Source organism: Gemmiger formicilis (genome assembly GCF_024462815.1).
Lineage (GTDB): Bacteria > Bacillota > Clostridia > Oscillospirales > Ruminococcaceae > Gemmiger.
Window position 1 is genome coordinate 24,321 of sequence record NZ_JANGCG010000015.1, and the last position, 19,194, is coordinate 43,514.

Genomic DNA, 19,194 nt, shown 5'->3' on the forward strand with positions numbered 1-19,194 from the left:
CCGGGATGAACTGCACCCTGTGCGGCTGCAGAGGCTGATGCCCGGCATCCCGCTGCAAAAGCACACGATAACAGAAAAGGAACCCTGCTATGCAAATGCCAAACGGTATTCTGCCCGTGGATAAGCCCGCAGGCTGGACCAGCTTTGATGTGCTGGCCAAGCTGCGCGGCGCACTGGGCACACGCAAGCTGGGACATTCGGGCACACTGGACCCTATGGCCACCGGTGTGCTCGCGGTGTTTATCGGCAAGGCAACCGCCGCTGCTGACCGCCAGCTTGACCACGATAAAACCTATGAGGCCACCATCCGGCTGGGCCTGCGCACCGACACCGGCGATGTGACCGGCACAACGCTGGAAACCGCGCCCGTCACGGTGGGGGAGCAGGAGCTGCAGGCGGTGCTGCCGCAGCTCTGCGGTGACCGGATGCAGCTGCCGCCCATGTACAGCGCGGTAAAAATCAACGGCCAGCCGCTGTATAAGGCGGCCCGCAAAGGCCAGACGGTGGAGCGCACCCCGCGCCCCATCACAATTTACGGCATCGACTATCTGGGCAGCCCCGCGCCCGATGAATACACCATCCGTGTGGCCTGCTCCAAGGGCACCTACATCCGCGTATTGGCGGAGGAAATCGGCGAGCTGCTCGGCGTGCCCGCAACGCTTTCGGCTTTGCGCCGCACGCAGGCGGGTGTGTTCAGTCTGGCACAGTGCCATACGCTGCCGGAAATTCTGGCCGCCGCCGAGCGCGGCGAGCTGGAAGCGAACGGCTGGGTGCTGCCGATTGAAACGGTTTTCACCCCGCTGCCCGCCCTCCGCGTCAATGACGGCGTGAAGGTGCACCTTCTCAATGGCTGCCCCACCAGCCATTACGCTGCCGCTGACGGCCGCTACCGCGCCTACGATTCGGCCGGTGCCTTTCTGGGGTTGGCCACGGTCGAGGGCGGCGTGCTGAAGGTCGAAAAATTATTTTGCGAAAGGGGCTGAACGCCCAATGCAGATTTACCAAAGCCTGACGCCCATCTGCGCCCCGCAGGGCAGCGCTGTGGCGCTTGGCTATTTTGACGGCGTCCACTGCGGCCACCGCGCTGTGCTGGGCGCGGCTGTGGCGTGTGCCCGCGCCCGCGGCCTGACCGCCGCCGCCTTTACCTTTGCACTGCCCGCGGGCAGTACACTGAAGGGCGGGCGCATCCTCTCGCCGGAGCAGAAGCACGCCCGTGTGGAAGCGCTGGACATTGAGGAATATCAGGAGGCCCCCTTTGAGGCGTTCCGCGCCCTGACGCCGGAGGATTTTGTCCAGAAGGTGCTTGTGGGCTGCTTCAACGCCCGCGAGCTTTTCTGCGGCGATAACTTTACCTTTGGCGCCCGCGCCGCCGGCAATGTGGAGCGCCTGCGGGAGCTGTGCGCACCGTTGGGGATCGGCGTGCACATTGTGCCGATGGCGCAGTACAAGGGGCAGACGGTTTCCTCCACCCGCATCCGTGCGGCGCTGGAGGAAGGCCGCCTTGACGATGCCAATGCCATGCTGGGCGCACCCTATGCCATTGACTGGCCGGTGGTGCACGGCAAGGGCATCGGCAGCGGCAAGCTGGGCACGCCCACGCTGAACCAAAACTATCCCGCCGCCGCGCTGCAGCCCTGCGCGGGCGTCTACCTGACCCGCATTTATCTGGACGGCGCATGGCGGCCCGCCGCCACCGGCATCGGCAAGCGCCCCACGGTGGACAGCAGCGCCGACGCTGCCGTAACCTGCGAGACCTACGTCCCGGATTTTTCCGGCAATGTCTACGGCCAGCAGCCCACGCTGGAATTTCATAAGTATTTCTGCCCGGTGCGCAAATTCAACTCTCTGGACGAGCTGACCGCTCTCATCCACCACGCCGCCGATGAGAGCAAAGCATATTTTGACAAGTGCAAGCGGTAAGCCCCGGGCACGTGCAGAGCGCAGACTGCACCCCACCAAAAAAGGCGCAAAATAATTGCGAAAATCGCAATCGCGCTCTTGTATTCCGCAAAATGTTGTGTTATACTATTTGATGTTACCGCGGCCCGGTATGGGGCGTATGCCTCAACGGTTCCAACTACCCTTTACTGCGCCGACGGCCAATCTATTTTTCAGAAAGAGGTATTTACCAATGAGCCAGAAATCCGCTATCGACAAGCAGCCCATCATCGCTAAGGCAGCCATCCACGAGGGTGACACCGGTTCTCCGGAGGTTCAGGTTGCTCTGCTGACTGCTCGTATCAACCACCTGACCGAGCACCTCAAGACCAACAAGCATGACAACCACAGCCGCCGCGGCCTGTTCAAGATGGTCGGCCGCCGCCGCAATCTGCTGGCCTATCTGCAGAAGAAGGACATCAACCGTTACCGTGCCCTGATCGCTGAGCTGGGTCTGCGTAAGTAATTTTCGCAAAAACGGGCAGGGTGCATTTGCACTCTGCCCGCTTTTTTATAGGCTGCGCGGCAGCCTGCTTCCACTGTATTTACAGCCAATCCCGCCGCGTTTTGTGCAGTAAATCGAGCACCCGGACACTATGGCCCGGCTGCTGGCTTTATTGTACAAACTCGGGGCAGGGGCGTGCTGAAAGTAAATCAAACAAGAAGGAGAATCCCTATGGCTTACGAATTCGCATCCAGACTGGAAACCTTCCCCAAGTACCGCAAATTCGAGACGACCTTTGCGGGCCGTCCCTTTGTGGTCGAGACCGGCAAAATGTGCGGTCTGTCCAACGGCAGCGCTATGATCCGCTACGGCGAGACCTGCGTGCTGTGCAACGTCACGATGAGCGACAAGCCCCGCGACGGCGTTGACTTCTTCCCCCTGAGCGTCGAGTTTGAGGAGAAGCTCTACGCCGCAGGCCGCATTCCCGGCAGCTTTATGCGCCGTGAGGGTCGCCCCGGCGAGCACGCCATCCTGTCCTCCCGCGTGGTTGACCGCCCCATCCGCCCGCTGTTCCCCAAGGATATGCGCAACGATGTCTGCGTCACCATGACCGTTATGAGCCTTGACCCCGACTGCTCTGCCGAAATCTCCGGCATGAACGGCGCGTCTCTGGCCATCGCTATGTCCGACATTCCGTGGAACGGCCCCATTGCAGGCGTTTTTGTCGGTCTGGTGGACGGCGAAATCGTACTGAACCCCACCAAGGAACAGCGCGAACACAGTGACCTCTCCCTGACGCTGGCCGCCAGCGAGGAAAAAATCGTTATGATTGAGGCCGGCGCCAACGAGGTTGACGAGGAAACCATGATGAAGGCCATCCGTGCCGGCCATGAGGAAATCAAGAAGATGCTGGCCTTCATCAACAGCATCGTTGCCGAAATCGGCAAGCCGAAGAAGGCCTTCACCCCTGTGGAGCTGGATCATGCCCTGCTGGCCGATGTCTATGCCAAGCACCTTGACGATGTCAAGAGCGCCATGAACACCGATGACAAGAATGTCCGTGATGCCGCTATGCTGCCCATCATGGACGCCATCGCCGCCGAGCACCCCGAGCTGACCGCCGCCGACCTTGACCTGATCAGCTACAAGCTGCAGAAGAAGGTCGTGCGCACCTGGCTGCTGGAGGACGGCAAGCGCGTGGACGGCCGCGGCATCAATGAGATCCGCCCGCTGGCCGCCGAGGTCGGCCTGCTGCCCCGCGTGCATGGCTCCGGTATGTTCACCCGCGGCCAGACGCAGGTGCTGACCGTCTGCACCCTCGGCTCCACCAAGGATGCCCAGCTGATGGATGATTTGTCCGACACGCCGTACAAGCGTTACATCCACCACTACAATTTCCCGCCGTATTCTGTCGGCGAGGCCCGCGCACCGCGCAGCCCCGGCCGCCGCGAAATCGGCCACGGCAATCTGGCCGAGCGCGCCCTGATTCCGGTGCTGCCGGATCAGGCCGAGTTCCCCTACACCATCCGCTGTGTCTCGGAGGTTCTGTCCTCCAACGGCTCCACCTCGCAGGCGTCCATCTGCGGCTCCACGCTGGCCCTGATGGATGCAGGCGTGCCCATCAAGGCACCTGTCGCGGGCATTTCCTGCGGCCTGATTACCGATGGTGACCCGCTGCACGGCGGCCGCTGGATGACCATGCTGGACATTCAGGGCGTCGAGGACTTCCACGGCGATATGGACTTCAAGGTTGGCGGCACCCGCCGCGGCATCACGGCCATCCAGATGGACATCAAGGTGGACGGCCTGACCTATGAAATCGTTGAGGAAGCGCTGGAGAAGTGCCGCAAGGGCCGTCTGTATATTCTGGACCAGATTATCAAGCCGGTCATTGCCGAGCCGCGTGCCGAGCTGTCCAAGTACGCCCCCAAGATGTTCAGCATGATGATTCCTGTCGACAAGATTAAGGACGTCATCGGCAAGGGCGGCAAGGTCATTCAGGAAATGTGCGCAAACTTCAACTGCAAGATTGACATCGAGGAGGACGGCCACGTCTTTATCTCCGCGGTCGACCAGGACGATGCCAAGCGCGCCATTGCCACCATCAAGACCATTGTCGAGGACCCCGAAATCGGTGCCATCTACAAGGGCCGCGTGACCCGCCTGATGAATTTCGGCGCCTTTGTTGAGATTGCCCCCGGCAAGGAGGGACTGGTCCATATTTCCAAGCTGGATGACCACCGTGTGGAGCATGTCGAGGATGTTGTGGCCGTCGGTGACCCCATCTTTGTTATGGTCACGGATATTGACCAGCAGGGCCGCATCAACCTGTCCCGCAAGGACGCCATCGCCGCCATCGCCAAGAAGCGTGCCGAGGCCGCCCAGCAGTAACTTACTTTTCTTGCAAGAAAAGTAAGCAAAAGAACTCCAAACAAATAAACCGTAAAAGGGAGGCTGTCCAAGCGGGCAGTCTCCCTTTTTAAATTGCCCGCGTCGCTTACTCCGCCTTATCAGAGAACACCATATACAGCCCTACAGCCCCTACAATGACGCCTATCGCAGAAAACGGAAAATCGCTGAAGGCGGACAGAATCATGGTGTTGATTTCCTCATTGCCTGCGCAGAGTAGGATGCCAAAGAGAAGCAGTGCAATGCCTTTTGAAACCTTGCTGTTCATGCGGATAACCTCCTGAAATTCAAATATAAGACCTCTTACCGTTGATTATACCACAAAAGAGGCTGCCGCACAAGGTAAAACCCCATGCCGCAGCCTCTCGCTGTAACCCGTTCCCGGGAACAAATATTGAAATTCTTTTGGTTACTTTTCTTATAAGAAAAGTAACTTACTTCTCGACGACTTCCTTCGTGTCGCGGGCAATCATCAGCTCCTCGTTGGTCTCGATGATCAGGGTGCGGACACGAGCGCCCCAGGCAGTGACCTCGACGACATCTTCCTTCTGCTTGTGTGCATCGCGGTTCTTGTCGGTGTCAATGCGGATGCCCAGCCAATCCATGTGGTGGCAGATCTTGGCGCGGGAATCCGCGTCATGCTCGCCGATGCCGCCGGTAAAGACGATGGCATCCACGCCGCCCATGGCGGCAATGTAGCTGCCGATGGTCTTTTTGATTTGGTAGTTCAGCATATCGCTGGCCAGCTGTGCGCGCTTGTTGCCGTTCATGGCGGCATCCTCAACATCGCGCTTGTCGCTGGACACGCCGGAAACACCCAGCAGGCCGGACTTCTTGTTCAGAATCTCGTCCAGCTCGTGGCCGGTGATTTCCAGATTGTACTTCAAGTAGTTGACCACAGAGGGGTCAAGGTCGCCGCAGCGGGTGCCCATCATCAGACCGGCCAGCGGGGTCATACCCATGGAGGTATCAATGACGCGGCCCTGATCGACAGCGGCGATGGAGGAGCCGTTGCCCAGATGGCAGGTGATGAGCTTCAGGCGCTCGATGGGCTCCTCAAGGAACTCAGCGGCACGGTGGCTGACGTACTTGTGGCTGGTGCCGTGGAAGCCATAACGGCGGACGCCGTACTTCTCATAATACTCGTAGGGAATAGCGTACATATACGCCTTCGGGGGCATGGTGGAGTGGAACGCAGTGTCGAAAACAGCCACGTTCGGCTTGTCCTCGCCAAAGACCTTGTAGGAGGCTTCGATGCCCAGAATGGCGGCGGGGTTGTGCAGAGGAGCCAGCGGGCTCAGGTCGCGGATGGCCTTGACAACCTCGGGGGTGATGAGGCAGCTCTCCTTGAACTTCTCGCCGCCGTGCACAACGCGGTGGCCGATGGCGTCAATCTCAGAGACATTGTCAATGACCTTGCCCTCGCCGGTGGTCATCTTCTTCACGACCTCGGCGAAAGCCTCGGTGTGGGTGGGGAAGATGGCGGGCGTGGTGGCCTTGTGGCCGTTGGCCTCATGGGTAATCATGCTGCTCTCCATACCGATGCGCTCGCACAGACCCTTGCAAAGAACCTTTTCACCCTCCATGTCGATCAGCTGGTACTTCAGGCTGGAAGAACCACAGTTGATAACCAGAACTTTCATGGAATATCCTCCTTATATTTGGCAGGGCCGGAAGCCCTTCCCTAATTGCTGATTTTATTATATAATGGTAGACAGGAATTTTCAAGCGCAAGTTCTGCAAGATAGCACAATTTTTGCACAGTGGCGGCAAAGTACTTTTTTAACAATCTATCAGGAGATTTTAAGTATGCAATTTGCAGGCATTATAGCCGAATATGACCCGTTCCACAACGGCCACGCGGCCCAGCTGGCGGCGGTGCGCGCAGCGGGGGCACAGTGCATTGCCGTGTGTATGAGCAGCGGCGCGGTGCAGCGCGGCGGGGTGCCCATCCTGCCGGAAAAGGTGCGGGTGCGTGCGGCGCTGGCCGCCGGGGCGGATATCGTTATCGCGCTGCCCGCGCCCTATGCGGCCTCCTCGGCGGAGCAGTTTGCCGCGGCGGGCGTGCATCTGCTGGCCGCGCTAGGCTGTGATACGCTGGCTTTTGGGGCCGAAACGCCCGATGCACAGGCCCTGCTGGACGCGGCCCGGCTGCTGCAGGGGAAGGAAATAAATACGATTCTGCGCAAAAATCTTGCCACCGGCATGACCTATGCCGCCGCCCGGGCCACGGCTGCCGATGCCCTGCACCCCGGCATGGGGGAACTGCTGCGCACGCCGAACAACATTCTGGGCATTGAATACTGCAAGGCAATTCTGGCACAGGGCGCGGCCCTCACGCCGCTGGCGCTGCCGCGGCTGGGGGCGGCCCACGGCGGCGGGGCAGGGGAGCATGGCGGCACGCTGATGGCCAGTGCCAGCTATCTGCGCAGCTTGCCGCGCCCCGACTGGGAGCCGTTTGTCCCGGCAGAAGCTGCCGCGCTCTACGGCAAAGCTGACGCGGAAGGGCTGCTGCTGGATAACGCAAAATTTGAAACGGCGGTGCTGGCACTGCTGCGGATGCAGAATCCGGAAAATTTTGCGCAGCTGCGCGGCGTGAGCGAGGGACTGGAAAATCGTCTTGCCGCGGCGGTGCGCGAGGCCGACAGCCTGGAGGATTTGTACACCCGGCTGAAAACAAAGCGCTACCCCCATGCGCGGCTGCGCCGTCTGGTGCTGGATGCCGCGCTGCAGACCCCGGCAGAATTGCCAATGCCGCCCTATATCCAGGTGTTGGGTGCCAGAAAAACCGCGCTGCCGCGTCTGAAAAAGGCAGCCCTGCCCGCGGGCACAGCACTGGCGGATTTGATGCGCACAGGCCCGGATGCGGAAAAAATCGGCAGACTGCATAGCAAAGCGGTTGATTTTTCGTCATTATGCAGAGAAAAAATTCAGCCGATGGGGCTTGCGTTCACAGTTAAGGCAGTGGTAATATAAATTAGATATGGAGAAAAAATGCGAATGATACAACTTTGTTGCATCCTTAACGCGCAAAATCGGTACGAAATGAGGAGTAAAACATGGCGCTGCACGTAATGGACGAAGCGAACCACTGCCTTGGCTGCAAGGTGCCCCGCTGCCAGCAGGGCTGCCCGATTCACACCAACATCCCCGAGGTTATCCGTCTGCTGAAGGACAACAAGCTGGATGAGGCGGGCCGTATGCTGTTTGAAAACAACCCCCTGACCACGGTCTGCTCGCTGGTCTGCAACCACGAGAACCAGTGCGAGGGTCACTGCGTCCGCGGCATCAAGGGCTCGCCGGTGCATTTCTCGGTTATTGAGAACTACATTTCCTCCACCTACGCCAGCCAGATGGTGCAGGGCCCGGCTACGCCCAACGGCAAAAAGGCCGCGATTATCGGCTCCGGCCCGGCGGGTCTGACGATTGCCGTCATTCTGGCCCGCTATGGCTACGATGTCACGATTTTTGAAAGCCATGATAAAATCGGCGGCGTGCTGCGCTACGGCATCCCGGAATTCCGCCTGCCAAAGACGGTGCTGGACGATTTTGAGTACCGCCATCTTCGCCTGAAGGGCATCAAGGTGCGCCCCAACACCGATGTGGGCAAGGCGCTCAAGATCGAGGATCTGTTCCGCGACGGCTACAAGGCAATCTTCATCGGCACCGGCGTATGGCGGCCCAACACGCTGCACATCAAGGGCGAAAGCCTTGGCAACGTGCACTACGCCATCAACTATCTGCAGAACCCCGATGTCTACCATCTGGGCAACCGTGTAATCGTTATCGGCGCGGGCAACGCGGCGATGGATGTGGCCCGCACGGCCATCCGCCACGGCACGCGGCATCTGGAGTGCTTCTCGCTGTCGAAGCATATCACGGCCAGCGAGTATGAGGCCAGCTATGCCAAGCTGGAGGGCGTCAACTTCATCTTCAATAAAAAGCCGGTGGAAATCACCGACAAGGGCGTTATCTTCCGTGATTTGGAGGAGGCCGAGGACGGCACCCTGACCGAGCTGCCCGGCACCGAAAAGCTCTACCCGGCGGACAGCGTGGTAGTCTCCATCAGTCAGGGCCCCTGCACCACCATCACGGAGAGCGAGAAGAACCTGAAAACCAACGCCCGCGGCCTGTTTGAGACCGACGAGGTCGGCCGCACCAGTATCCCCGGCATCTTTGCCAGCGGCGACGCCGTCAAGGGCGCGCGAACGGTTGTCGAGGCTGTGGCCTACAGCAAGACCGTGGCCGAGGCTATGCACGAGTATATGCAGACCCTGCCCCCTGATCTGCCTGACGAGTACGCTAATGTGCCCGTGGCAGAGTATGATGAGGGAAATTAAAAAAAGCAAAACGGCTTCCCGGGCGAGGAGCCGTTTTTATATACATGGGCGGGGAATGTGGTATTTGTTGGCGAGTTTGCCCCTCATCCGGCCCTGCGGGGCCACCGCCCCCCTTCTGCCGCTACGCGGCACCTCCCCCGTATCGGGGGAGTCTGTCCCCTCTGGGGAAGGCTTGGGACTTACCGTTCCCGCGCAAATTTTCTGGCGTGGTTGACAAACTCGCGAGCGGCGGGGGAGAGCGCCGTGCGCGACAGGCACGCCAGCCCGATGCTGCGCTTGGCGGCGGGTTCCAGCTGCAGCACCTGACAGCCTGCGCTGGCGGCACCCTCCTTGAACATCAGCTCGGGCATCAGAGCCAGCCCCTGCCCGCAGGCCACCATGGCAATCATGCTCTGGTCATCCACAATGTAGCACCGGCTCGACACGTGCAGATCGTTCTTCTTGAAATAGCTCTGGATGTCGGCGTCCACATCGGACTGCTGGCTGACGAAGGGCTGGCTGCGCAGCTCCTCGGCCCGCACAACGCCGGGGCGCTTCGGCTTGTAATCCGGCGGTGCAATGCAGATGAGCCGGTCATCGTACAGCGGCTCAAAATCCAGCTCATGCGCACTGGAATTGGATAAAAACCCCAGCTCGACCGCGCCGGTTTTCAGCCAGCCGATGATATCATCGTAGGAGCCCTGATAAATCTGTACATCAATCCCCGGGAACTCGGCCCGAAAGCCCGGCACAATCTTGGGCAGCCAGGTCACGCAGGCGGAGTTGAACACACCCAGCCGCAGCGCGCCCTTGTGCATCCCGTTAATCTGGGCGATGGACTGGTCCAGCGACTCACTGCTGGCCAGCATCTGCTGGATGGCGGGCATCAGCTTTTCGGCGTTGGCGGTCAGCCGCACGCCGCTTTTGGCGCGTGTGAACAGCGGGAACCCACATTCGGCCTCCACGCCGGACACGGCATGGCTGACGGCGGACGGCGTGATGTGCAGACGTTCTGCTGCGGCGGCAAAGGTGCCCAGCTGCGCCACAATGCTGAGCAGCTGGCAATCAGTAAGGGTCATAGCGAACCTCTCCTATCGTGAAAAAAATTCATGTTGCATATGAAAAAGTGTAGCTTTACTTCATGCCTATAATGTACTATCATAATTACAGAAAGTCAATGCCTGCGGCGCACAACGCAGGCTTGTGTAAACTCCTCTCCCTCTAACCTTATCCCGCCGGCCCGCACACCGGCGGGGCTTTTTTTATTTGCCGGAATATGCTATGATAGAGTACAGGATTACCGGCAAAGGTGGGAATACAATCATGACAAAATCTCGCGGGGTGCGGGGCGCGGCAAGCGGCTGCGCGGTGGCATCCTTACTGTATCTTTTGGCCCGCAGCCTGCTCACGCTGGGCATCAGCGCCCTTATGGGGCTGGCGCACCCCGGTGCCAGTCTGGCAAAGCCGCTGGGCTTCAGCAGCGTCAGCGCGGAGCTGCTACAGCTGCTGGTTGGCCTCGGGGCTATCGCCCTCACGCTTGTCTTTCTGCTGAAATGTACGCGGCTGCAAACGGATGATTTGCGCATCACGCTGCCTGCGCCATGGAGCCCAGGTTTCTGCCTGCCGGTTTTTCTGGGGGTGGCCAATCTTGCCAATCTGGCGGGGGCGCTCATCAACCACATCAGCGGGCGGGAGGCCACCAGCGAGGTGCTGCCCAGCGGCGGGCCCGAGCTTGCGGTCTACTTTCTGGCCCTCTGCGTGATGCCCGCTGTGGCGGAGGAGGTGCTGTTCCGCGGCGCGTTTCAGGGGCTGATGCGCCCCTGCGGCAGTGCGGCGGCTATCTTTGCTCCGGCACTGCTGTTCGGTCTGCTGCATCTGGATCTGGCGCAGGGGCTGACGGCCTTTGCCTGTGGCGTTTTTCTGGGCTGGCTGGCCGAGCGTTCCGGCAGCATTCTGCCGGGGATGCTGTTGCATCTGGCCAACAACATTCTGGCATTTCTTACGATTTATCTGCGGTACTACGCCCCGGCGGAGCTCTCCTTCGGTGTGGAGCTATTCATTTTGCTGTTCTTCCCGATTTTTGGCATCTGGATGATTGGCCACGCACGGCAGCAGAGGTTCCGCTTCTCGGCGGGGCTGCGCCCCGGCGTGGACGTGCTGGCCGTCTTTGCCAGCCCGGCCTACAGCGTGACCGTGGTGTTTCTGGTGGTGTATGCCGTGCTGCTTGTACACTGAGGGGGTACTATGTCTGACGAAGAACTGATGCGTGCCGCGCTGGACGAGGCAAAGCTCGCCGCCGCACTGGGCGAGGTCCCGGTCGGGGCGGTTATAGCCAAGGATGGCGAAATCATCGCCCGCGCCCACAATCTGCGGGAAAGCGGCAAAAACGCCACCTACCATGCGGAGCTGATGGCGATTGACGCAGCCTGCAAGGCGCTGGGCGGCTGGCGGCTGTGGCAGTGTGAGCTGTTTGTGACGCTGGAGCCCTGCCCGATGTGCAGCGGGGCTATCATCAACAGCCGGCTCAAGCGGGTGGTCTACGGCGCACGCGACCCCAAAGCCGGCTGCTGTGGCAGCCTGACGGATTTGTTCGCCCTGCCGTTCAACCATCACCCGGTCATTGAGGCGGGCCTGATGGAGGCCGAAGCACAGGCACTTTTGCAGGATTTTTTTGCGATGCTGAGAGAAAAACGAAAGAAGAAGTAACAATGGAACGGAATGTCTTTATTACCGGCGGCAGCCGCGGTATTGGTGCAGCGGCGGTGCTGGCGTTTGCCCGCGCCGGGTATAACGCGGCCTTTACCTACAATGCCCACCCGGAGGCCGCCGAGGCCGTGCTGCAGCAGGCTGCGCGGTCTGCACGGGGCGGCCGCTTTCTGGCGATACAGGCCGACGCGGGGGATTCCGCACAGGTGCAGTCCGCCGTGGAACAGGCAGAGCGTGAGCTCGGCAGCTTGCAGGCACTTGTCTGCAACGCGGGCATTGCGCAGGTCAAGCTGTTTACCGACACCACCGACGAGGACTGGCGCCGGATGATGGCCGTCGATTTGGACGGTGCGTTCTATGCCTGCCGCGCCGTGCTGCCCGGCATGATTCACCGCAAGTATGGCCGCATCCTGCTGGTCAGCAGTATGTGGGGCCAGACCGGCGGCAGCTGCGAGGTTGCCTACAGCGCGGCCAAGGCCGGGCTGATTGGCCTTGGCAAGGCGCTGGCAAAAGAGGAAGGCCCCAGCGGAATCACGGTCAATATCATTGCGCCCGGCGTGATTGACACCGATATGATGGCCTCCTTTACCGCGGAGGACCGTGCCGCACTGGCCGAGGAAACGCCGGTGGAGCGCCTTGGTACGGCGGAGGAGATTGCCCGCACAATGGTGTTTCTGGCCGATGAAGCCAGCGGCTACATCACCGGGCAGGTGCTGGGCGTAAACGGAGGGCTGGTTATCTGATGCGCAGCGAATACCGGGAGGGAGAGCGCTTTGAACGGCTGACCTTCACAGAGGAAACGTTCTATGACTGCGATTTCTCTGACTGTACTTTTATCGACTGTACGTTTGAAAGCTGCAAGCTCGACCATAGCGTTTTTACCGAGTGCCAGTTTGTCCGCTGTACCATCACCGGGCTAAAAACAACTATGTCACGCGCAAAATTCACCGATTTCGAGGACTGCACGCTGCATAACATCGAATGGATGTCACTGCAGGGGGACGGCGCGTTTGCCGACCCAATTGACCACGTTAAAAATTGCCGCTTGAAATACAACACCTTCACCGAGATGAATCTGAAAAAGTTCCGCTTTGCGGGCAATGTAATACAGCGCTCGATGTTTGCCAAATGTGACCTTGCGGGGGCGGACTTTGCGCGCTGTGATTTGCAGGACACCGAGTTTTTCCAGTGCGATATGCGCAAGGCGGATTTTACCGATGCCATCGGCTACAAGGTGGATATTCTGGGCAGTAAACTGCAGGATGCAAAATTTTCCCTGCCGGAAGCGGTCAACCTGTTGAGTGATCTGCATATAAAATTGGTGTAGGTATGAAGAATATACAAATTGAAAAAATATCCGATAAATATACAGTCCGGACTATAACGGAAGCGGATGTACCGATGCTGTACGCATGGATGCAGCGTAATGACCAGTATTACCGGTACTGCGGCGGCGAAACCAGCCCCAGGCGTATACGGCAGGATTTGACGCTCTGCCCGCCGGGAATCCCTTTGGCACAGAAATATTACATTGGCTTCTTTGCGGCCGGTACGCTTGTGGCAGTTATGGATTTGGTGGACGGCTACCCGGACGCGGATACCGCGTTCATCGGCTTTTTTATGATGAACAAGTCCCTGCAGGGGCGGGGCGTGGGCACGGCTCTTGTCTCGGAGGTGCTGGCCTACCTGACGGCGCTGGGCTTTGCCGCGGTGCGGCTGGGCATTGACAAGGAAAACCCGCAGTCCAACCATTTCTGGCGCAAAAACGGCTTCACCGTTCTGAAGGAGGTTCCGCAGGCGCGGGGCGTCATTCTGCTGGCAGAACGCCGCCTGATGCAGAAATAAAAACAGCATACACAATAGTTCCTCCCTTTGCATACTATACCGCAAAGGGGGGCTTTTTATGGCGGTTTACCAGAACGGCATTGACGTGTCGCACTATCAGGGCAATGTAAACTGGGCGCAGGTCGCGGCGGGCAAGCAGTTTGCCATCGTCCGCGTGGGTTCCAGCAACAGCGGCGGCCTCTATGTTGACCCATACTTTTTGCAGAACATCAATGGGGCCAAAGCCGCAGGGCTGCGGGTGGGGGCCTACTACTACACCTACGCCCGCACCCGCGCCGCCGTGGCCAATGAGCTGACTACTTTTCTGAACGTGATGCAGGGCTTACAGCTGGAATACCCGGTCTTTGTGGACGTGGAAGATTCCAGCCTGACCAGTCTGGGCCGCGCCGAGCTGACCAGCCTTGTGCAGTACGCGATGGATATTCTCTACCAGCGCAAATGGTACGCGGGCTGGTACAGCTACACAAACTACATCAACAGCTATCTCAACGCCGCCGCGCTGAGCCAATACCCGCTGTGGGTGGCGGACTACCGCCAGACACTGGGCTACACCGGCAGCTATGCCATGTGGCAGTACACCGGCAGCGGCAGCGTGAACGGCATAGCCGGTGCCTGCGATCTGAACCGCAGCTACAAAGACTTTCTGCCGGAAATCCGGGCCGGAGGCTACAACAACTATGGGGCCTCCGGCCCTTCCATGCAGACGGTGGCCGGGCAGCGGCTGGTGGTGTTCAACGCCCGGTGCGAGTATTTCTATACGGCCAATTTCAACGATGTGGTGGGGTATCTGCCTTTGGGCAATTACTGCGTTGTCAAGCAGAGCACCCAGAAATACAACGGTTATGATTGGGTCATCTTCCGCTATCAGGGTACGGAATACTGGACGGCTGTTATTGGCGACCGCAACCGGGTGGAGCCCTGTAACTGCGATTGCAGCTGATGCAATTCCACAAAAAACAACTTGACAACAACCGACTGTTGTACTAAACTGGAGCTATAACACAAATCAAATTTGACAAACCACCGTGACGTGTGGTTTAATAAATCTACATGTGCAAATGTGCAAAAACTACCATTGCTTTACGATGAATCGGAGGGAACCGCCGCATGGCAAAAAAACAACAGGAATACGGCAATGACAGTATCCGTCAGCTGAAGGGCGCCGACCGTGTGCGTAAGCGCCCGGCGGTTATCTTTGGCTCGGACGGTGTCGAGGGCTGCGCGCACTCCATCTTTGAGATTATCTCCAACTCGATTGACGAGGCACGCGACGGCCACGGCAACCGCATCAATGTCACGCTGTTCCCGGACCACGTGGTCGAGGTCGAGGACTTCGGCCGCGGCATCCCGGTGGACTACAATAAGGCGGAGGAGCGCTGGAACTGGGACCTGGTTTTCTGTGAGCTCTACGCGGGCGGCAAATACGCCGAGGGCGGCGGCAACTATGATTTCAGTCTGGGCCTGAACGGTCTGGGCCTGTGCGCCACCCAGTACGCCAGCGAGTGGATGACCGCGGATATCTACCGTGACGGCTTCCACTATCATCTCGACTTCAAAAAAGGCGAGAACGTGGGCGGCCTGCAGAAGGAGCCTTTCAAAGGCCGCCGCACCGGCTCGGTCATCCGCTGGAAGCCCGATACCGAGGTGTTCACCGACATTGCCGTCCCGGTGGAGTCCTTCAAGGATATGCTGCGCCGTCAGGCGGTTGTCAACGATGGCGTCACGCTGGTCTTTACCGATAAGTCCGGCAGCGAGGCCGAAAAGTTTGAATACCTCTATGAGCACGGCATCACCGACTACGCCAATGAGCTGGTGGGGGACAAAGCCCTGACGCCGGTGCATTTCTGCAGCGGTGCGGCCACCGGCCGCGACCGTGCGGACCAGCCGGACTATCAGGTCAAGATGAACGTGGCGTTTGCCTTCTCCAACACGGTGCAGTGCCTGGAATACTACCACAACTCCAGCTGGCTGGAGCATGGCGGCAGCCCCGACCGTGCGGTCCGCACGGCCTTTGTCAGCCAGATTAACGCATGGCTGAAGAACAAGGGCCTGTACAAGAAAAACGAGAGCGCCATCACCTTTGCGGACGTGCAGGACTGTCTGGTGCTCGTCTCGTCCAGCTTCTCGACCCGCACCAGCTATGAGAACCAGACCAAGAAGGCCATCACGAACAAATTTGTGGCGCAGGCCATGACCGAGTTCCTAAAGCACCAGCTTGAGGTCTATTTCATCGAGCACCCGGACGAGGCCGAAAAGGCCTGCAAGCAGGTGCTTATCAATAAGCAGAGCCGTGAGCACGCAGAAAAAGCGCGTATCACCATCAAAAAGACAATGACCCAGCAGATGGATCTGGCCAACCGCGTGCAGAAGTTTGTGGACTGCCGCACCAAGGATGCCTCCCGCCGCGAGCTGTACATCGTGGAGGGCGATTCCGCTATGGGCGCGGTCAAGCAGAGCCGCGACTCGGAGTTCCAGGCAATTATGCCCATCCGCGGCAAGATTCTGAACTGCCTGAAGGCCGACTATGCCCGCATCTTCAAGTCGGAGATCATCACCGACCTGATTCGCGTTATGGGCTGCGGTGTGGAGCTGGGCGGCAGCCACAACAAGGATTTGGCCAGCTTCAACCTTGACAATCTGCGCTTCAATAAGGTGGTTATCTGCACCGATGCCGACGTGGACGGCTACCAGATTCGCACGCTGGTGCTGACGATGCTCTACCGCCTGACGCCGACCCTCATCAACAAGGGCTATGTCTATATTGCGGAATCGCCGCTGTACGAAATCAACACGAAGAACAAGACCTTCTTCGCCTATACAGAGCCGGAAAAGGCGGACATCCTGCGCCGCATTGAGGGTGAAAAGTACACGATACAGCGCTCCAAAGGTCTGGGCGAGAATGACCCCGAGATGATGTGGCTGACCACGATGAGCCCTGAAAGCCGCCGCCTGATCAAGGTTCTGCCCACCGATGCCGAGCGCACCGCGGCGGTGTTTGACCTGCTGCTGGGCGATAACCTGCAGGGCCGTAAGGAGCACATTGCAGAGCACGGCGCCGAGTATCTGGACGATTTGGACGTAAGCTGAGAAGGATAGATTATGGCAAGAAAGAAAGAGAAAAAGCTGACCCCCGCCCGGCCGCAGCTGGGCGACAACGTGGAAATCCTCTCCGCGGGCGAGGTGCTGGAATCTGCCATCACCGACACGCTGGAAACCAATTATATGCCCTATGCGATGAGCGTAATCGTCTCCCGCGCACTGCCGGAGATTGACGGCTTCAAGCCCGCCCACCGCAAGCTGCTCTACACAATGTATGAGATGGGCCTGCTTAAAGGCAACCGTACCAAGAGCGCCAACATCGTGGGCAGCACGATGCACCTGAACCCCCACGGCGACGCCGCGATTTATGATACGATGGTCCGTATGGGCCGCTCCAACGAGAGCCTTCTGGTGCCCTTTGTCGACTCCAAGGGTAACTTCGGCAAGGCGTACAGCCGCGATATGGCCTACGCCGCCGCCCGTTACACCGAGGCCAAGCTGGAGCCGGTCTGTGACGAGCTGTTCCGCGATATTGACAAGGACACCGTGGACTTTGTGCCGAACTATGACGGCACCACCACCGAGCCGACCCTGCTGCCCGTCACCTTCCCGACGATTCTGGCCAACAACACGCTGGGCATTGCTGTCGGTATGGCGTCCAACATCTGCTCCTTCAATCTCGAGGAGCTCTGCAACGCCACCATTGCGCTGATGAAGGACCCGCAGGCCGACTTGCGGGAAATCATTCCCGCGCCGGACTTTGTCGGCGGCGGTACGATTCTTTACGATGCTGCCGAGATGCAGAATGTGCTGGAAAACGGCCGCGGCAGCGTCCGCGTCCGCGCCAAATGGAGCTATGACAAAGAAAACAACTGCATTGATGTGACCCGGATACCGCCCACAACGACCGTTGAGGCCATTATGGACAAAATCACCGAGCTGGTCAAGCTGGGCAAAATCCGTGAAATCAGCGATATGCGCGACGAGACCGACTTGAACGGTCTGAAGCTGACGATTGACCTCAAGCGCGGGCAGGATCCTGACAAGCTGATGGCCCGCCTGTACAAGGCCACCCCGCTGGAGGACAGCTTTGCCTGCAACTTCAACGTGCTGATTGCCGGCCAGCCCAAGGTGCTTGGCGTGCGCAGCATCCTGCTGGAGTGGATTGCCTTCCGCGCCGAGTGCGTGCGCCGCCGCACCTACTACGATCTGCAGGGCAAGCAGAAACGCCTGCATCTGCTCAAGGGCCTCAAGGCCATTTTGCTGGACATTGACAAGGCGATTGAGATTGTGCGCAACACGGCGGAGGAAACCGAGGTTGTGCCCAACCTGATGATTGGCTTCGGCATTGACGAGGTACAGGCCGAGTACGTGGCGGAAATCAAGCTGCGCCACCTCAACCGCGAGTACATCCTCAAGCGCACCGAGGAGATTGAGGAGCTGGAAAACGCCATCGCCGATTTGGAGGATATCCTCAAGCGCCCCGCCCGCATCAACAAGATTATCATGAAGGAACTGGGTGACGTCGCCAAGAAGTACGGCAAGCCCCGCCGCTGCGAGATTATGTATGAGATTCCCGCCGCTGAAAATGTGGAGGAGGAGCAGCAGATTCCCGACTACCCGGTGCACCTGTTCTTCACGCGGGACGGCTACTTCAAGAAAATCACCCCCCAGAGCCTGCGCATGAGTGGTGAGCAGAAGCTGAAGGACGGCGATGAGGTGCTGTTCACCTGTGAAAGCACGAACAGCGTGGAGCTGCTGTTCTTCACGAACCACCGCCAGGTGTACAAGTCCCACGCCTATGACTTTGCCGACAGCAAGGCCAGTATGCTGGGCGATTACGTGGCCTCCGCGCTGGGCATGGAGGAGGGCGAGGTGCCCCTGTATATGGTGGTCACGCCGGACTACAAGGGCTGGATGCTCTTCTTCTATGACAACGGCAAGTGCGCCAAGGTGCCGCTTTCCAGCTATGAGACAAAGCAGAACCGCCGCAAGCTGCTGAAGGCCTACAGCGACAAGGCCGAGCTGGCCTTTATGCGTCATCTGCCTGAGGAAACCGAGCTGGCCATCTTTACCACCAACAACCGCCTGCTGCTGGTGGGCAGCGCCCTGATTCCCGAGAAGGCAACCCGCGACACTGCGGGCGTCAACGTGGTGGCCCTGAAAAAGAACGCAAAGATTGCCCGTGTAACGCTGGCCGAGGGGCTGGAGCTGACCGATGCGCCGCGCTACCGCGTGCGCACTCTGCCCGCCGCCGGTGCCATCCTGCGTGAGGAAGAAAAAGCCGAGCAGCTGACGCTGTAAGCCTGTCAATGGCTTTTGTCAATACAAAAAAATGCTTGACAGCCCGCGACATTTGTGCTAAAATATTTCAGCAATCGTTCAGATGGCTGCTCCATTCGCACAGGATGGTGAATGCTGGTGGCCGCAATTCGGAGATTGTGATGAGCACATATATCAAGTATGGCTCCTTTTATCATAATCGAGAAAGAG

General features: G+C 59.1%; 17 protein-coding genes. 14 read left to right on the top strand and 3 right to left on the bottom strand.

Features of this window, described 5'->3' with window-relative positions; all coding sequences use genetic code 11:
• Window positions 1–95 precede the first annotated feature (95 nt).
• From truB to NE623_RS11655, 4 genes are all read left to right on the top strand, one after another.
• The gene (gene truB, locus NE623_RS11640; protein WP_256272728.1) at window positions 96–983 is read left to right on the top strand and encodes a tRNA pseudouridine(55) synthase TruB; all 888 of its coding nucleotides are present in this window, start codon (window positions 96–98) and stop codon (window positions 981–983) included.
• Window positions 984–990: 7 nt separating this feature from the next.
• Window positions 991–1,920: a bifunctional riboflavin kinase/FMN adenylyltransferase gene (gene ribF, locus NE623_RS11645; RefSeq protein WP_256272703.1), complete on the top strand. Its 930-nt coding sequence runs from the start codon at window positions 991–993 to the stop codon at window positions 1,918–1,920.
• A gap of 211 nt (window positions 1,921–2,131) precedes the next feature.
• Entirely contained in the window at window positions 2,132–2,404 is a 273-nt protein-coding gene (rpsO, locus tag NE623_RS11650) for a 30S ribosomal protein S15 (RefSeq protein ID WP_078784277.1), read from the top strand.
• A 210-nt stretch (window positions 2,405–2,614) separates the two neighbouring features.
• On the top strand, window positions 2,615–4,774 hold the full coding sequence (locus NE623_RS11655; protein ID WP_256272702.1) for a polyribonucleotide nucleotidyltransferase: 2,160 nt from the start codon (window positions 2,615–2,617) through the stop codon (window positions 4,772–4,774).
• Window positions 4,775–4,880: 106 nt separating this feature from the next.
• Here the strand turns inward: NE623_RS11655 and NE623_RS11660 are convergent, their stop codons facing one another.
• Both NE623_RS11660 and NE623_RS11665 read right to left on the bottom strand, forming a co-directional pair.
• Window positions 4,881–5,060, bottom strand: a complete 180-nt coding sequence (locus tag NE623_RS11660) for a hypothetical protein (protein WP_256272701.1) — start codon at window positions 5,058–5,060, stop codon at window positions 4,881–4,883.
• Between the two features lie 166 nt (window positions 5,061–5,226).
• Window positions 5,227–6,435, bottom strand: coding sequence for an acetate/propionate family kinase (locus NE623_RS11665; protein ID WP_256272700.1), 1,209 nt, complete (start codon window positions 6,433–6,435; stop codon window positions 5,227–5,229).
• 166 nt (window positions 6,436–6,601) lie between these two features.
• On the opposite strand from NE623_RS11665, the gene NE623_RS11670 reads away from it, so the two are divergent.
• Both NE623_RS11670 and NE623_RS11675 read left to right on the top strand, forming a co-directional pair.
• On the top strand, window positions 6,602–7,768 hold the full coding sequence (locus NE623_RS11670) for a nucleotidyltransferase family protein (RefSeq protein WP_256272699.1): 1,167 nt from the start codon (window positions 6,602–6,604) through the stop codon (window positions 7,766–7,768).
• A gap of 83 nt (window positions 7,769–7,851) precedes the next feature.
• The gene (locus NE623_RS11675) at window positions 7,852–9,132 is read left to right on the top strand and encodes an NAD(P)-dependent oxidoreductase (RefSeq protein ID WP_256272698.1); all 1,281 of its coding nucleotides are present in this window, start codon (window positions 7,852–7,854) and stop codon (window positions 9,130–9,132) included.
• Window positions 9,133–9,311: 179 nt separating this feature from the next.
• Here the strand turns inward: NE623_RS11675 and NE623_RS11680 are convergent, their stop codons facing one another.
• Window positions 9,312–10,190, bottom strand: coding sequence for a LysR family transcriptional regulator (locus NE623_RS11680; protein WP_256272696.1), 879 nt, complete (start codon window positions 10,188–10,190; stop codon window positions 9,312–9,314).
• A 244-nt stretch (window positions 10,191–10,434) separates the two neighbouring features.
• Between NE623_RS11680 and NE623_RS11685 the strand changes: the two genes are divergently transcribed.
• The 8 genes from NE623_RS11685 (at window position 10,435) to NE623_RS11720 (ending at window position 19,005) form a co-directional block, all read left to right on the top strand.
• Window positions 10,435–11,346: a CPBP family intramembrane glutamic endopeptidase gene (locus NE623_RS11685; protein WP_256272694.1), complete on the top strand. Its 912-nt coding sequence runs from the start codon at window positions 10,435–10,437 to the stop codon at window positions 11,344–11,346.
• Between the two features lie 9 nt (window positions 11,347–11,355).
• Window positions 11,356–11,817 (top strand): nucleoside deaminase, encoded by a 462-nt coding sequence (locus NE623_RS11690; RefSeq protein ID WP_256272693.1) that lies wholly within the window; start codon window positions 11,356–11,358, stop codon window positions 11,815–11,817.
• 2 nt (window positions 11,818–11,819) lie between these two features.
• On the top strand, window positions 11,820–12,560 hold the full coding sequence (gene ymfI / locus NE623_RS11695; protein ID WP_256272692.1) for an elongation factor P 5-aminopentanone reductase: 741 nt from the start codon (window positions 11,820–11,822) through the stop codon (window positions 12,558–12,560).
• Window positions 12,560–13,144, top strand: coding sequence for a pentapeptide repeat-containing protein (locus NE623_RS11700; protein WP_256272691.1), 585 nt, complete (start codon window positions 12,560–12,562; stop codon window positions 13,142–13,144). Before ymfI ends, NE623_RS11700 begins: the two co-directional genes overlap by 1 nt.
• Before the next feature lie 2 nt (window positions 13,145–13,146).
• Entirely contained in the window at window positions 13,147–13,662 is a 516-nt protein-coding gene (locus tag NE623_RS11705; RefSeq protein ID WP_256272690.1) for a GNAT family N-acetyltransferase, read from the top strand.
• Window positions 13,663–13,720: 58 nt separating this feature from the next.
• Complete coding sequence (locus NE623_RS11710; RefSeq protein ID WP_256272689.1) at window positions 13,721–14,602, top strand: GH25 family lysozyme; 882 nt, start codon at window positions 13,721–13,723, stop codon at window positions 14,600–14,602.
• A gap of 167 nt (window positions 14,603–14,769) precedes the next feature.
• On the top strand, window positions 14,770–16,749 hold the full coding sequence (locus tag NE623_RS11715) for a DNA gyrase/topoisomerase IV subunit B (RefSeq protein WP_256272688.1): 1,980 nt from the start codon (window positions 14,770–14,772) through the stop codon (window positions 16,747–16,749).
• A gap of 12 nt (window positions 16,750–16,761) precedes the next feature.
• A complete protein-coding gene (locus tag NE623_RS11720; RefSeq protein WP_256272687.1) occupies window positions 16,762–19,005 on the top strand; it encodes a DNA gyrase subunit A in 2,244 nt (747 codons plus the stop codon).
• Window positions 19,006–19,194 lie beyond the last annotated feature (189 nt).